This is a genomic window from Olivibacter sp. SDN3 (assembly GCF_014334135.1).
In the GTDB taxonomy this organism is placed as follows: domain Bacteria; phylum Bacteroidota; class Bacteroidia; order Sphingobacteriales; family Sphingobacteriaceae; genus Olivibacter.
Genome location: NZ_CP060497.1, coordinates 1,171,871 through 1,186,693, shown reverse-complemented (window position 1 = coordinate 1,186,693; position 14,823 = coordinate 1,171,871). Strand labels below are relative to the sequence as shown.

Sequence of the window (14,823 nt, the reverse complement as noted above, 5' to 3'; positions counted from 1 at the left end):
ACGCTGGCTATAGGTTTTCTGTGATAAATAGGTAGCGACTATCGTCGAAAAAGATTTCGTAAAAGCCATCTCTGGTAGTTTGAAAACGCTTATGATCGAGTTTTTTGAGACCTGAGGTGTTTACTGGAATTTCTTCATAGTTAAACTCAATAATTTCACCCTGAGTTTGCCATTTTTTGAAACCTGTTTTTATGGGAAATGTCTTTTTATTGTGATGAATAATTACCAAATTGATCTTATCTAAAAAAAATGCTATTCCGTTCAAATCAACATTACCTGAAATGAGATTTGCTGCGGGGTACTCTTTCTTAACAAGGTAGCATAGCGCGGCTTCCATAAATTCTTGATCTTTTAGTGGAACGAATTCCACGCCATCTTGCATCGATTGTATTTCTTCCGTGGTAAAAACAATATCTACCTTTGTGCCGTCACGCATTAATTTAAGAGCACTTCGATTGTTCGTGAGTACCGTCGGCGTCCATTCAAGTAATTGTTCTAAATGAAATCGATTGATAACATCGATGTTATCAACAATAAGTGCAGGCTCCTGCTTCTCTTTTACGACGTGATGGGATGACATTTTTCGAACAGTTTTGTATTGATTTGCTATTATATGAATAGCCAAATAGGGTATGGTCTTCCGGTTGACGGTAGCTTGAAGAAACTAATGTGCCAATTGTTACCGCTCGAATCAGCACATTAGTTTCGGTCAATAGTGCTATTTCTTTATTGATTTAACACTTCGACAATAGGAGAGCCTATGCAACCATTGGGCTCTTGGATATGTAAGAGGCCGGCTACGGTGGCTGCAATGTCTGTCATATTTGTGACACGGTTGGTTGCTCCTTGTTTGATACCCCATCCCATCCAAACCAGAGGAATATGCGAGTCATAAGGATTCCAGGTGCCGTGCGTTGTTCCCGTAGACCCGGGGCTTCCACTGAACCATTGAGGTTCTAAAACTATTTGTATAGCACCACTTCTTTTGTAGTTATAACCATTGATAATGCGCTCTTTAATTCTTTCCGGGATAGCAGCATCAGCTGCTTTGTCCATTTCGGTAGCAAACGCAACGCCGTCCAGGTCGCGGAGGTATTTCACGGCTTCTATTCTGATTGCCGACTCATCCAAGGCCTTTTCCTTAATTAATTGATTGTCTAAATGTACTTGATAGTTAGCAAGACTGATAACAATTTTTTCTTCACCAAACTTTTGACTTAATCGTTCATTCAAGCCTTGTTGCGCCGCTTTTCCATTGAAGTAGCCCCCATTTCCCTTTTGGTCCATAAAAAATTGCGGGTTGTGTGCCGCTCCATGGTCGGCGGTCAAAAAGATGGTATATTGACCTTCGCCAATTTCAGCATCGAGATAACGGAAAAAATCTTCCAGATCCTTATCCAAGCGTAAATAGTTGTCTTCAACTTCAACCGAGTTTACGCTAAACTGGTGCCCGATGTAGTCAGGTGATGACAGGCTGACCGCTAAAAAGTCTGTAACGCCTTCTGAGTTTTTTCCCATCTGCTCATGGTTGATAGCCGCTTTTGCCAGGTCAAGTGTCAAGGTATTGCCATAAGGTGTAGAACTGACCAGTCCTAATCCATTTTCCTTCATGAGCTGTGAAGTTTTAATAGGAAAAGTAGCCTTTTCCGTTCCCTTGAATTTACCTTCGTAAGGATTATCATCAGCGATACTCTGTTTATAGGTTTCAATGGGATACAGCGTATTCCAATCTTGCTTTAGGTATTTTTCTGCAAGCTGTTGGTTGTTGAAGTCTACTACCCATTGAGGTAGTTTGTCCATGTAGTAGGTGCTACTGATCCAGTTTCCATTATTGAACCAATAAGCGGCGTCTGCAAAGTGACCTGCGGGGAGAATGCCTCCTCTATCTTTGATAGCAATTCCAATCACTTTAGATCGAAAATTAGTTGCTAACTTCAGTTCGTCGGTAATCGTCGACGCAAGTAGATTCTTTGGCGACATCTTGCCGGCTTTATTGTCTGCGGCAACCCCGAGACCACTTACTTCGTCGTCTTGTGCACAATACATCTGCTGTCCGGTGGCCTGTATGATGAAATCATTTCCAGCCATGCCGTGAATAGCTGGGGTCGAACCTGTATAAACGGAGCTGTGTCCGATAGCGGTAACAGTCGGAATATAGTTTATATAGGTGTTCTCACAAGTATAGCCTTGATTTAATAGCCGTTTAAATCCTCCGTCAGAATACCTGTCGAAATACCGATACAGGTAATCCCACCGCATCTGATCTACCATAATACCCACCATGAGCTTGGGACGTTCTACATGTTCCGTTTCGTTGGTTTTCGCTTGGCTAACGAATATACCGAAGCAATAGCATAAGATTAAAAGGTGTCTAAGGTTCATATGAATAATTTTGTTGGTTCAAACTTCGTAATTAAAAGGGAAAATATGTGTGACTTTTCTGTTATATTAGTGTTTTCCAATCGAAAAAGGCATCCACTCAGGGAGCGGATGCCTTTTTCGTTATGCCTTTGATAAGCATTTTTAAACAAGTAGTCTCACGGGTTCTTCCAACAGTGATTTAACTGTTTGTAAGAAAGCGGCACCCGTAGCGCCGTCAACCACACGATGGTCGCAGCTTAGCGTCAATTTCATTACATTACCAGGGACAATTGCACCATTTTTAACCACTGGTACTTGTTGTATACCTCCAACAGCTAAAATACATGCGTCTGGCGGATTAATAATCGCGGTAAACTCGTCTACACCAAACATACCCAGGTTTGATACAGTAAAGGTAGACCCTTCCCAATCTTTAGGTTGCAATTTTTTGGCTTTGGCACGTTGAGCATAGTCTTTAACTTCTGCTGAAATATGCGACAATGTTTTACCATCGGCAAAACGCACGACAGGAACTAAAAGACCTTCGTCTACCGCTATGGCCACACCTATATTTACGTGTTCATTGTAGCGTATTTTATCTCCCAGCCATGAGGAGTTAACGTTGGGATGTTGCTTTAATGCTACAGCGACGGCCTTGATAACGATATCGTTAAAAGAAACTTTTACCGGAGCTACTTCGTTAATTTTTGCTCTGGCAGCTATGGCACTATCCATATCAACCTTTACAGTTACGTAGAAATGCGGAGCAGTAAAGAGGCTCTCTGAAAGGCGCTTGGCAATAGTTTTACGCATTTGCGTTACAGGCTTTTCAGTATAACTTTCTTCCCCAATGAACTGCGGTATGGTGACTGCGGCAGTAGAGCCCTTGTCCGTAGTTACTGCAGCTGCGGCGGAAACCTCGGCTTTCGATGCCGGCGTGTAAGCCTCTACATCTTTCTTAATGATTCTGCCGTTTTCTGCAGATCCTTTAATTTCGCTAATGTCTATTCCTTTTTCTTTTGCTATTTTTCTAGCAAGAGGAGAGGCTTTTACTCTTGAATCGGTAGCATCACCGCCTTCTTGTGCCTTGCTTGCAGCTGAAGTTTCTACAGGAGCCGCCTCGTTTTCTTGAGCAGGCTCTTCTTTTTCTTTTTGAGCAGGCTTACTGCTCTTCTTTTTGAGTAAAGGAGTGATATCGGTGCCTTCCTCTCCTACGATAGCTATAATATCGTTCACCTTGGCGGCCTGCCCTTTCTCTACGCCAATATGTAATAGTGTGCCTTCAGCATAAGCAGTTACCTCCATAGTGGCCTTATCTGTTTCTACATCAGCAATCACATCATCACTTTTAATTTTATCGCCTACTTTGAAGTTCCATTCTGCGATCACCCCCTCTGTCATGGTGTCGCTTAGAAGTGGCATGGTAATAACCGTAGCGCCTAAAGATTCCGCAGTGACACTATCATCGTCGTCTTCCGGCGACGTCTCTTCTTTATCGGTATTTTCTGTCTGGTCGTTGTCGGATGCCTTATCGTTTCCGCCTTCTAGCAGTGCCTTATAGTCTTCGCCTTCTTCTCCTAATACAGCAATCACAGCATCAACAGGTACGGCTTCACCTTCTTTAGGGCCTATGTATAACAACGTACCTTCCTGATAGGATTCAAAATCCATGGTAGCCTTGTCTGTTTCCACCTCAGCAACTAAATCGCCTGAACTAACTTTATCGCCTACCTTTTTATGCCATTTAGCAATAACACCTTCGGTCATGGTGTCACTCATTTTAGGCATTCGAACTACTTCAGCCATAATATTATTTTGGGTTATATATTATCAATTAAAATTAATGTTTTGATTGTGTAGTTTAATCCACTACATAAGGATAATCATCTTGTACGTATACATCTGTGTAGAGCTCTTCGGCTTTTGGATAATCAGACGCTTCAGCAAATTTTACCGCTTCATCTACTATACGTTTAATCTCGGCTTCTTCTTGCTCAAACCATTTCTCATCTGCATACTTGTTCTCTAAAATGGCATGCTTAACTGCTGCAATTGGGTCGCGTTCCTTATATTGTTCAAGTTCCTCTTTAGTGCGGTATTTTGCTGGGTCAGACATCGAGTGCCCTTTGTAGCGGTACGTGCGGATTTCCAGAAAGGTAGGGCCTTCACCTGTACGCGCTCGCTCTACCGCTTCATCCATCGCATTGTGCACAGCCACCACATCCATGCCGTCTACAGGTGCGCATGGCATATCGAAGCCTAAGCCCATTTTGTAAATATCAATCATGTTGGTGGTGCGTTTTACTGAAGTACCCATGGCGTATCCGTTGTTCTCACAGACAAACACTACAGGTAACTTCCACAACATGGCCATATTGAATGTTTCATTTAAAGAACCTTGACGCACAGCACCGTCCCCCATATAACAGACGCAAACATTGTCGGTGCCATTGTATTTCTCAGCAAATGCAAGTCCGGCTCCTAGCGGAATCTGACCCCCAACAATACCGTGGCCCCCGGCAAAGTTGTTTTCCTTATCGAAAAAGTGCATAGATCCACCTTTACCTTTGGAACAACCTGTTACTTTACCGAACAATTCTGCCATAGCAGCATTCGGGTCCATACCTTTGGCAATCGCATGAGCATGATCACGGTAAGCGGTTATCATAGAATCTTCTTTGCGTAATACAGACATCGCCCCAGCTACAACAGCCTCCTGGCCTATATATAGATGACAAAAACCTCTAATTTTTTGTTGACCATAAAGTTGGCCTGCTTTTTCTTCAAACTTACGCATAAGTAACATCGACTTATACCACTCTAAATATGTTTCTTTTGTAATTGCTGTTGAACTCATTGCTTTCTGTTCGTGTACTTGATTTACTGGAAGGCAAATCTAATCAATTGTTGTGATATTCACAGAATGAAAGGGGCAGAAAGTACATTATTTATTCATATTTTGGGCCAAATGCCATGTAAGACTGTATGCTAAATAGTACATTTGTCAAGGAAAAGTTAAAAATATGTTTAGTTTTTTTGACAAACTAAAACTTTTACTTTAGTTTTGTCTCTCAACCTACCAGTTGCATATGATTAAAACTTTACGCTAAATACGCATTTTATTAACTTTATCAGGATATAGCATTAATAAAAGTAACAATGCTGGTTCCAAAAAGTAAATTGACTCGAATGAAAAGAAAACTTTTGGTAGTATGTTTACTGCTGGGTGGTCTGTCGCTAAAAGTAAAGGCACAAACCGCAACTGAAAAAATCAACTCACCTGAAGATCCTGATAATTTAGCTAAAGAATACTTTTCCCAGATTATGGGAGTAGCGGCATCGGCAACCACGAATACTAAACTGTATCAGTTTGTTTATGATTGGATAGGAACACCTTATCGTCTGGGGGGTAAAACGAAGAAAGGTATTGATTGCTCGAAATTTGCATATGAATTGTATGAAACAGTTTTCAATACATCTATTGGAAATAACTCCCGAAACATTTATACGCAGGTTGATCCAATAAATAAAAATGATCTTAAGCCTGGCGATCTGGTTTTTTTTAAAATAAGGAGTAGATCGGTCACACACGTAGGCGTCTATTTGGGTGATAAAAAATTTGCTCATGCATCTACCAGTAGGGGAGTTATGATCAGTAACTTGGAGGAAGCTTACTGGAAACGTTATTATTTTAATGGCGGACGCATGCTGAAAGCTCATAATGAAAGCCAGGAAGAGAACGAAGTGTTGCACCTGAATTAATAGTTGGACTAATAATCCAAGACACGCATTTTATCTGTTCTTTTATAACGAATTTACTGAAGCTCTTTTCCGTCTTTGGAGAAAAAATAATATGAATCAATACCTTGTAGATTTTAGATGCCGTTTCCTATATAACCTAACCCACTAACCTAGCCCGTTCTATATTATATACCATCGTACAACAAAATCAATTAAGTTTATCAGTCACTAATTTTTACCATAGCTAAATATTTCCTATTTTTATAATCGAGATTATATTATGACAACAGATAGGGTGTTGATTCTAAATAAGGATCAAATAAAGGAAAAAATTACACGTATTGCTTATCAGATATTAGAAGATAACTTTGAGGAGTCGGAATTGGTGCTTGCAGGAGTAGCTGAACGAGGGTATGTTCTGGCGGGGCGTTTAAAAAGTGTTTTAGGAGAAATAGCCTCGGATTTAAAGGTTACCTTGATAAAAATTGCCTTAGATAAAGTAAGTTCTACTTTAACCGCAGAAACAGATATTCCTGTCTCGAATGCGGCTAATAAAGTCGTCGTTTTAGTGGACGACGTCCTTAACAGCGGTCGCACATTGGCATACGGATTAGGCGTATTTCTAAACGTTCCTCTGAAGAAAATGCGCACAGCAGTTTTAATAGACCGGAGCCATCATAAATTTCCAGTGGTGAGCGATTATTCCGGATTGAAGCTGTCAACGATATTAAATGAACATGTATCGGTTACCCTAGAGGGCTTTAAAGACGAAGGGGACGCGACATACCTGCATTAATAGAAAAAAATCCTTGTATTTTTCTTGAAACACAAAGCATTAGATTTTACAGTCAATAACCAATCTGTTAAAATCTAATGCTTTACTTTTCTAAGCCTAAAGTTGGTTTATCTTTAATGTCATTCCGGGTTTAATGGAACTCGTTCTGATGTTATTCATCGCTTTTATGTTTTGCACAGTTGCGCCTCTATGCTTTTTGGCTATACCTGAAAGTGTGTCTCCTCGTTTTACTTTATAAGTAACGTAATTAACAGTCGATTTTCTAGGTGATTGTGAGGAATTTTGATTTGGTTGGGATATTTTCAATCGCTGTCCGGGAACGATAGTGTTCTTTTTTAACTGGTTCCAAACCCGCAAGTCTTGGATCTCTACCCGATATTTGTTCGCTATAAGGCCCAAACTTTCTCCTCTGCGGACAGTATGATAGATGGGTTTTGAATCGGTGTTTGATGCTGTCATTACCCGGACTGGCGCATTTGTAGGGTTGTTTAACGCAGCATATAAGCTTGCATAAGCCGTTTTATCTACAGCGGGAACAATTAAACGTTTAGGAGAATCAGGACTGCCATTGATAATATTCTTTTTATAAGCCGGGTTTAATGTTGCCAAGGTGTTTAGATCGAGTTCCAATGCTTCTGCCACACCAGCTAAAGGGATGAATTTATCAATTAAAATAACGTCGGTACCTTCCTTATCTGCGAGAAAATCTGCTGCATAGGGGGCCAGACCAAGTGCCTCGGCATTGCTCAGTACATAAGTCATTGCGATATAAGCAGGGACATAATTTCTGGTTTCCCGAGGCAAGTAATTTCTGATCGACCAAAAGTCTGGTTTACTTAGACCCGAACGTTGTATAGCTCGTGCAACGTTTCCTTTCCCGCAATTATAGGACGCAATTGCCAGTTGCCAGTCTCCAAACTCCTCGTATGCATCTTTCAGGTAAGCTGCCGCGGCATAGGAAGCTGCATACGGGTCTTTCCGCTCATCGACATAATTGTCTATATTTAAGTTAAAGGATTTTGCGGTTGCAAACATGAACTGCCATGGGCCTGTGGCGCCAACGCGGGAAACGGCATGCGGATTAAGTGCCGACTCAATAATGGATAAATATTTTATTTCTGTAGGTAAGTCAACCTCTGCAAATACGCGTTCATATATTGGGAAATAATATTGCGCTAAACCCATCATTTTTGAAAGATGGTTCTTATAACGTTGTGAGGTGTAAGCGTCGATATAAGATTGCACAAAGTTATTATAGGTGAGCGGGACGACCGTTTGTAAAGTGTCTAAATTCTTTCTGATATTCTGTGGAGAGAGATGCCATGAAGGATCGCGTATAACCGCGGTTTCTTTTTCTATACTGTCTTTTTCAGCAGCCGAATAATTCTTTCCGTCCCTATTTGAAAGACTGTTTGCCTGTGTTAATTGAACACAAAACAATACACTAACGGCAAGAGCCGATACTTTTTTTAATATCATGTCTTTTTAGTATAGGTTGTTGATTTCAAACCAATTTTTTTTACGTCTATAAACACTTGCTTACAAGGTTAAAATGCTGCTTGCTAAGCACTTGTTAGATGTTGATACATTAATTTAAACAACGCTTAACCTTTACATATTATTATGTTTCGGTGTTTTTTTTTAAAGTTAAAGAGTAAAAGCCACTAAAGAACAAACATTTGTTGTCCTTTAGTGGCTTCAAATTTCTTTTTTGTATGTAAAGAAAGAGATCGCCTTATTGCTGTTCTTCTTTAGCATCATCTTTTGCTGTTCCGGCCTGCCCCTCTTTAAACTCACGCACTCCTCTACCTAGCCCTCGCATTAGCTCAGGAATTTTTTTCCCTCCAAACAACAACAACAAGGCAAGTACGATAATTGCTATCTCAGGCCCACCAATCATAGCCAATAAAACTGTGTTTAACATAATTCAATATTTAAAAATCTTTCCAATCTATTTTAGTATCCTATTTTTTTCAGTATATCTACGTAATTATTTCATAGCTAGTTTACAAACTTAGATAAAATAGCTAACATATACAATTTATTCATACTGCTTGTTTTCTATCAATTGCCGGCAAGCCAGCTACTTGGATTAATCGGAGAAGCTCCTTGCCAAATCTCGAAATGCAGGTCAGAAGTGCCTTCAGTCGCATCCACTGCTACAGTGCCAATAGCTTGTTTAACAGTTACTCGTTGGTTTCTGGAAACGGTAACATTTTTGAGATTCTGATATACGGTGAAATAATTACCATGTTTGATCAATACCGTATATTGGTTTTGCATTTGGATAACATTGGTTACTATGCCGTCAAAAACCGCCCGAACCTGTGTTCCGGCGGCAGTTCGTATGGTTAATCCATTGCTATTCACTTTTACACCTTTTCCATACGTATACTGACCGTAGCCCTGTGTAATGGAGCCGGACGCTACCGGCCACGGTAACTTACCACGATTTCCAGTAAAGTCTGCAGCTAGTTTTGCAGCTTCAGGAGTTGATAAGAGCGCCTCCTTATCAGTGGTTTTGGCTACGGCCGTTTTTTCAGGAGCTTTTGCTGTTGGGTTTTTCTTGGCTTCTTCAGCCGCTTTACGTCGTGCTTCTTCTTCCGCCAGGCGTCGTGCTTCTTCAATTTCTTTACGGATGGCTGCCTGAATTGCTCTAGCTAGCCGCGCATCTTCCTGTTGCTTTTTGGTCAGCTCCTGTTTATATTGTTTTTCTTTTTGTGTTAAATCATTCAGCGCTTTGGATTTAACACTTTTCTGACCGTCTAAAGCTTTTTTCTCGTTTTCCTGATCAGAAAGCAATGCGACCTTTTCCTTTTTATTGCCTGCTAATTCTGCGATTTTTTGCTCTAAAGTTTTTTGTGTATTTTCTATTTCCTGGGCCTGTTTCTTACGTGAGTCACTAAATTGCTGCAAATACTTCAGCCGTTTGTAGGCTTGATTGAAATCATTGGAAGCAAAAATAAACATCAACTTATTGTAAGCACTTTGATTACGGAAGGCAAATTGTACCATCGCACCGTAACCTCTTTTTAGTTTAGTTAGCTCTGCTTGTAACGATCGGATGTTATTGGTGTTGTTCTGAATCTGCTTATCTATGAGGTTAACCTCACTGCTGATGGTATTGATTTTTTTTACCCGGAGATTGATTTGCGCATTTAAAGCATTGACTTGCTTTAACGATAATGACTTATCTTTTGAAGTGGATTGTAATGTCTTATTGAGCAATTCGATTTCACGAGTTAATGCTTCCCGTTGTTTTTTTAACTGTGCACTCGACTGCGCCTTTACCGTAAAGGCTATACATGACAAAATTAGTATGCAGAATATTGACTTTACCCGAATCATGCTCTCTTCCTTAAATCTTTTGGCAGATGCCATAAATTACATCGTGATATTAACAGATTTATTGCCAACGAATGTATAAAATATTATCGAACTCTTAAAAAAATAGGTGATGGTATTTACGTTGGTTATTTTATTTCTTTATATTTAGCAGGAATACTAAAAGGCATTTCAAGGACCTCGTTCAGCGTAATACGGTTATATTTTAACTGCATTTCGAGATTAACTGTCGTCGATGCCGCATTGAGGTGCATCGTTCTGGCAACAAGCTGCTTATTGACGGTAGTGAAGTCTGAATAATTTGTTGTAATGTATTGATTGCCTGCCAAGCCTCGTAGCGTATGGCTTACTGTTTTGAAATCTTCGTTGGTCTGTATTTCAAAGTTTAAATTGTTAATAATGCCGTTTAAGAGATATCCAATGTTGTTTTTTTCGGCATTATCACTATAATTTAAAGCCTGGTTAAACATATTGCCAACGATAATCGACTGAAGGTTGTCAAACGTAATTTCGTCTGAAGCAAACTGATGTATATAACGAAAAGGTTGATCGATGAAGGTACCATTTAACCGGTTCATGACTTTCAGTCTTTCAGGAGTAATGAGCACCCGCGCCGCTTCGATGCCGAAGATTGTAGTTACCGAAATCCAAATGCGCTGTGCATTTTTTATCTTAATGTTTAGCGTGGCATCATAGCTGTCCCTGTTCAGCATCAATGATGATTTTCCCCTTGCATTAAACGTATTGAAATTTAACTCGTGTTCCTGTATACCGTTTAATACCCTATTGCTGGCAATAGTTTTTCCAGGTAACGGTTTTTCTACAACTAAGCGTTTACTTTTGCATGAAGATAGCGCAAGAAGTAATGACATGTAGAACGTATACTTAACAGCGTTAATCCAGATATTTCTTGGCATCAATTTTTTTGGATAGCAATTCGACATTTTCTCCCATATTTTCGGCTGCAACCTTTGCTGCCTTCCATTGTGCAACAGCCTTTTCTATTTCGCCCAACTTAAATAAGATGTCTCCATAGTGATCCAGTAATGCAGAAGATACTTCTGTTTCGGGAGAATTCGCTATTGCTTTCTCTATCCAGACCAAAGCTTCCTGATAATTTCCCTGTTGAAAGAGTACCCAGGCGTAGGTGTCCTGAAAAGTAGGGTTGTTTGGATCTAATTCGTTTGACTTTTTAGACATCCGGGCAGCTTCCTCTAAATTATCTTTCCTTAGGGAGAGATAATAAGCATAATTATTTAACGTACCTACGTTATTACTATCGATCAACAATGCCTCCTGGTAGGCCTGATCTGACTCCGCAGCCATGTTGAGCGCATGATAGGTGTCGCCCAAGCTACTATATACCTGTGTTAATAAGGGGGTGTTGTTTTCTTCCGCATAGTTTAACGCAGCTTCGAAACATTCTCTGGCATCTGTGTATTTTTTTTCCATTAAAAAGGCATGTCCGGAAAAGAACTGGGTGAGTGGCTGCTGAGGGAAAAGTGCGGAAGCTTTGTAAGCATGCGCTAAAGCTTCTTTACTCATGCCAAGAGAAAGCTCTATTTGCAATAACTGCTCCCATATACCGTTAATACGACCGTTGATGTCAATAGCTTTTAAATATTGCGTCCTAGCCTCCTTCAACTGTTGCTGTTGAGCTAGTAGATCTCCGTAAAGTGCAAAGGCTCGTGCCTCTGTAGGATAATTCATTGTAAGCATTTCTGCCAGATCTAATACAGTTGGAGCCAATTCCTTGCTATCTGGGTCAGACATTAGGCTGATCAGAAGGCGCGTTTTACTTTCAAGGTCCATCTGCTCGCTGGCAAAAGCTAACTTTAACTCCTGGGTGGATTTCTTTTCATCTTTTAGACTATGGTAAGCATCTGCTTTGCTTAATGAAATATAAGGGTCTCCAGGAATATGTTCATGGCCTTCATCCAATATTTTCAGCGCATCTTTTGGCTTATTCATTTTTAAATATAAATTAGCCAAAAGTACGTAACCTTTGGAGCTATCCGGTTCTTTCTCTATTAAATGGCTCAGTTCACTTATCGCCTTTTTAGGTTGTTTTTGTTTTAGGTAAATCTCTTGGCGTGCAATAATGACGTTATCGTCACTGCCAAATTTTTCTTCGATATGATTGTAAGTTTCAAGCGCTTTGTCGTACGTTTCACCTAGAAATAAAGCGTAGGCAAGGTCATAATGATATTCCTTCTTTTCTGGTTTTAACCGGATAAGTTCTTCGAAAATGGGAGGGAGAGCCGAAAAATTCTCTTTTTGCTTATTAATATCCGCTAATAAAATCCAGTACCATTCGTTTTCGGGGTTTATTTCAGCAGCTTTTTGCGCGTGTGCCGCAGCTTCATCTAAATCTTTTTGCTCCAGTTCCAGTCGTGCCAATTCAAATAAAGCGGCATCATTGTTTGGGTCAAGTGTTAACACCTTGTCTAAGGTGCTTGCGGCCTGTGCCGTGTTACCTTGTGCTTTTTCATTTAGTGCCTGGTAATAAAGTTCGTTAACTTTTGCACTATCGGCCGGTATATCTTGCGCAACAGCAATACCACTGAAGAGCAATAAAAAAATAACTAAGAGCTTATATGTTTTTTTATTCTTATGCATTCGTTGTTTATTTTATATAGCTTTAATGTACAAAGGTTGGGCCATTTATTACCTCCTTTTTAATAAGGCTGTTAATCGCTTTCTCTCCAAGAAGTATGTAAGAACCACAAAAAATAGAAAAAGAGCATTACCGATAAAAATGTTTCGGTCAAATATGCTGAAAGACAGCCAGCATATCAAAACAGCACATACAATATACGTTAAATTTTTCAATGTATGGTAAGGAATTGGATATTTTTTTTGTCCCAAGAAATAAGAAAGTACCATCATGCTTCCATAAGTCGCTAAGGTTATCCAGGCCGAAGCTGTATAACCGTAAACCGGAATCAGTAAAAAGTTCAACACAATGGTTACAAAGGCTCCGCAGCCAGATATATATAAACCATATTTTGTCTGGTCAGATAGTTTGTACCAAATCGATAAGCTCATATAAATGCCTAGGAACATGTAGGCCGTTAGCAGAACGGGGACAATATGCAGACCAGACCAGTAGGCTGCACGAGATGCTGCATCGCCTCCTCTGGTAAAGTGTTTAATAATATCTATATTAGCTACGAGTGCTACCACCGCTAAAGCGAGCGCAATTACAAAGTAATCCATGATAATGGCATACGTTTGTTTCGCATTTTTTTCTTTCGCCTGACTGAAAAAGAAAGGTTCAGCGCCTAAGCGGAACGCGTTTACAAATATGCTCATAAAGACTGCAAGTTTACTACATAGCGTGTAGATGCCCACATCTCGAGCACTTGTTTCTTGCGGTAATAGGGCTTTTAGCAATACTTTGTCGAGATTTTCATTGATGATGAACGAGAAATTGGCAATTAGAACTGGAAAGCTATAGGCCAGCATATCTCTTATTAAGGTTTTGTCAACAGCTAATTTGATGGCTAATAATTCCGGGAGTAGTAAAACTAGCGTTAGTAAACTGGCGATAAGGTTAGAGATGAAAACATATCCTACCCACCCTTCCCGATACCAGGATACAAAATAACTTGCGAGAGGCAATTGTTTAGCAATCATCCACGGTATAACAACGATAAATAACAGGTTGAAGGAAATAAAGGTGATGATGTTAATCAGCTTGATCATTCCGAACCTCGCTGGGCGCCCGTCTGCACGGATTTTTGCAAAAGGAATGACTGCTAAAGCGTCGGCAACCAGAATAAACACAAAGTATTTAACATATACCCCTAGGTCATTATCATAAAATTCATGTTGCAAATAACTCGTTATCTGCCTTGAAAATACCATTACTGATAAAACGAAAAGACTAGAGGTGAATAGAATAATAATAAAGGTATTGCTGTAAACTTTCTCTTTAATGTCTGCTCTTTTTTGGAGGTAGCGGAAAAAAGTAGTTTCCATTCCAAAGGCAAGGAGTGCATTGATCATCGCAGCCCAGCTATACATATATCCAAAAATACCATATGTAGAGGGATTGTACTTAAATGCAAACAAAGGAGTTAATAAGAAATTTATTAACCTGGCAATGATGGTGCTCAGACCATAAATAATGGTTTGCCCCGCAAATTTACGTAATGTAGACAAGCTTTTGTGTTAGAATAGAAGGGTTCTCACTTTTTATTATTTCTTTACTATTTCAAAGTTACGATAGTTTTTAAGTTCTCCGGGTTTTTGTTCAACTTTTTCAACGACTGCTTTTTCAGGGCCTTCATGGCACCATTCCACCAGATTTTCTAGCTGGAAGTCGTTTCCTTCTGCTTCAATATAAACCGTCCCATCGGGAAGGTTTTTCACAATTCCCTGGACTCCCAGTTGATTGGCAACAGCTTTGGTCGCAGCTCTGAAATAAACACCTTGCACTTTTCCATGAATAATAAGAACGGTATGTTTCATTTCTAAATAGTTTATTCGTTAGTTATTTAATTTTTAATAATATTCACGAACCGTTGCCACGGTTTCCTCCATCGGTCAGCCGGGAGTAAAATGTTTAAATTTAC

The 14,823-nt window shown here is 39.8% G+C and carries 13 protein-coding genes; 2 read left to right on the top strand and 11 right to left on the bottom strand.

Annotation, left to right across the window (positions count from 1 at the left end; genetic code table 11):
• Positions 1–7: 7 nt before the first annotated feature.
• From H8S90_RS04735 to pdhA, 4 genes are all read right to left on the bottom strand, one after another.
• A complete protein-coding gene (locus tag H8S90_RS04735; RefSeq protein WP_187341434.1) occupies positions 8–580 on the bottom strand; it encodes a hypothetical protein in 573 nt (190 codons plus the stop codon).
• A 146-nt stretch (positions 581–726) separates the two neighbouring features.
• Positions 727–2,382 carry an alkaline phosphatase PafA gene (gene pafA, locus H8S90_RS04730; protein WP_187341433.1) on the bottom strand — a complete coding sequence of 552 codons (1,656 nt, stop codon included), beginning with the start codon at positions 2,380–2,382 and terminating at the stop codon, positions 727–729.
• A gap of 141 nt (positions 2,383–2,523) precedes the next feature.
• Entirely contained in the window at positions 2,524–4,167 is a 1,644-nt protein-coding gene (locus H8S90_RS04725) for a pyruvate dehydrogenase complex dihydrolipoamide acetyltransferase (protein ID WP_187341432.1), read from the bottom strand.
• Between the two features lie 55 nt (positions 4,168–4,222).
• On the bottom strand, positions 4,223–5,218 hold the full coding sequence (gene pdhA, locus H8S90_RS04720; protein WP_187341431.1) for a pyruvate dehydrogenase (acetyl-transferring) E1 component subunit alpha: 996 nt from the start codon (positions 5,216–5,218) through the stop codon (positions 4,223–4,225).
• 332 nt (positions 5,219–5,550) lie between these two features.
• Between pdhA and H8S90_RS04715 the strand changes: the two genes are divergently transcribed.
• Together H8S90_RS04715 and H8S90_RS04710 are read left to right on the top strand one after the other, a co-directional pair.
• Entirely contained in the window at positions 5,551–6,123 is a 573-nt protein-coding gene (locus H8S90_RS04715) for a C40 family peptidase (RefSeq protein WP_187341430.1), read from the top strand.
• 259 nt (positions 6,124–6,382) lie between these two features.
• Positions 6,383–6,898 carry a phosphoribosyltransferase family protein gene (locus H8S90_RS04710; protein WP_187341429.1) on the top strand — a complete coding sequence of 172 codons (516 nt, stop codon included), beginning with the start codon at positions 6,383–6,385 and terminating at the stop codon, positions 6,896–6,898.
• Positions 6,899–6,994: 96 nt separating this feature from the next.
• On the opposite strand, the gene H8S90_RS04705 is transcribed toward H8S90_RS04710, so the two are convergent.
• The 7 genes from H8S90_RS04705 to H8S90_RS04675 form a co-directional block, all read right to left on the bottom strand.
• Complete coding sequence (locus H8S90_RS04705; protein ID WP_187341428.1) at positions 6,995–8,377, bottom strand: LysM peptidoglycan-binding domain-containing protein; 1,383 nt, start codon at positions 8,375–8,377, stop codon at positions 6,995–6,997.
• A 256-nt stretch (positions 8,378–8,633) separates the two neighbouring features.
• The gene (gene tatA, locus H8S90_RS04700) at positions 8,634–8,822 is read right to left on the bottom strand and encodes a twin-arginine translocase TatA/TatE family subunit (RefSeq protein ID WP_187341427.1); all 189 of its coding nucleotides are present in this window, start codon (positions 8,820–8,822) and stop codon (positions 8,634–8,636) included.
• Between the two features lie 140 nt (positions 8,823–8,962).
• A complete protein-coding gene (locus H8S90_RS04695; RefSeq protein WP_255501824.1) occupies positions 8,963–10,279 on the bottom strand; it encodes a murein hydrolase activator EnvC in 1,317 nt (438 codons plus the stop codon).
• A 92-nt stretch (positions 10,280–10,371) separates the two neighbouring features.
• Entirely contained in the window at positions 10,372–11,115 is a 744-nt protein-coding gene (locus H8S90_RS04690; RefSeq protein ID WP_222852238.1) for a DUF4292 domain-containing protein, read from the bottom strand.
• Positions 11,116–11,137: 22 nt separating this feature from the next.
• Positions 11,138–12,862, bottom strand: a complete 1,725-nt coding sequence (locus H8S90_RS04685; RefSeq protein ID WP_187341425.1) for a tetratricopeptide repeat protein — start codon at positions 12,860–12,862, stop codon at positions 11,138–11,140.
• Positions 12,863–12,910: 48 nt separating this feature from the next.
• Positions 12,911–14,410, bottom strand: coding sequence for a lipopolysaccharide biosynthesis protein (locus H8S90_RS04680; RefSeq protein ID WP_187341424.1), 1,500 nt, complete (start codon positions 14,408–14,410; stop codon positions 12,911–12,913).
• A gap of 36 nt (positions 14,411–14,446) precedes the next feature.
• Positions 14,447–14,719, bottom strand: coding sequence for an acylphosphatase (locus H8S90_RS04675; protein ID WP_187341423.1), 273 nt, complete (start codon positions 14,717–14,719; stop codon positions 14,447–14,449).
• Positions 14,720–14,823 lie beyond the last annotated feature (104 nt).

What these genes read in the sequence shown, in the direction of transcription:
- pdhA (WP_187341431.1), bottom strand. Translation starts at nt 5,218, where the DNA reads ATGAGTTCAACAGCAATTACAAAAGAAACATATTTAGAGTGGTATAAG.
- tatA (WP_187341427.1), bottom strand. Translation starts at nt 8,822, where the DNA reads ATGTTAAACACAGTTTTATTGGCTATGATTGGTGGGCCTGAGATAGCA.
- H8S90_RS04735 (WP_187341434.1), bottom strand. Translation starts at nt 580, where the DNA reads ATGTCATCCCATCACGTCGTAAAAGAGAAGCAGGAGCCTGCACTTATT.
- H8S90_RS04675 (WP_187341423.1), bottom strand. Translation starts at nt 14,719, where the DNA reads ATGAAACATACCGTTCTTATTATTCATGGAAAAGTGCAAGGTGTTTAT.
- H8S90_RS04690 (WP_222852238.1), bottom strand. Translation starts at nt 11,115, where the DNA reads ATGTCATTACTTCTTGCGCTATCTTCATGCAAAAGTAAACGCTTAGTT.
- H8S90_RS04705 (WP_187341428.1), bottom strand. Translation starts at nt 8,377, where the DNA reads ATGATATTAAAAAAAGTATCGGCTCTTGCCGTTAGTGTATTGTTTTGT.
- H8S90_RS04695 (WP_255501824.1), bottom strand. Translation starts at nt 10,279, where the DNA reads ATGGCATCTGCCAAAAGATTTAAGGAAGAGAGCATGATTCGGGTAAAG.
- H8S90_RS04685 (WP_187341425.1), bottom strand. Translation starts at nt 12,862, where the DNA reads ATGCATAAGAATAAAAAAACATATAAGCTCTTAGTTATTTTTTTATTG.
- pafA (WP_187341433.1), bottom strand. Translation starts at nt 2,382, where the DNA reads ATGAACCTTAGACACCTTTTAATCTTATGCTATTGCTTCGGTATATTC.
- H8S90_RS04710 (WP_187341429.1), top strand. Translation starts at nt 6,383, where the DNA reads ATGACAACAGATAGGGTGTTGATTCTAAATAAGGATCAAATAAAGGAA.
- H8S90_RS04725 (WP_187341432.1), bottom strand. Translation starts at nt 4,167, where the DNA reads ATGGCTGAAGTAGTTCGAATGCCTAAAATGAGTGACACCATGACCGAA.
- H8S90_RS04715 (WP_187341430.1), top strand. Translation starts at nt 5,551, where the DNA reads ATGAAAAGAAAACTTTTGGTAGTATGTTTACTGCTGGGTGGTCTGTCG.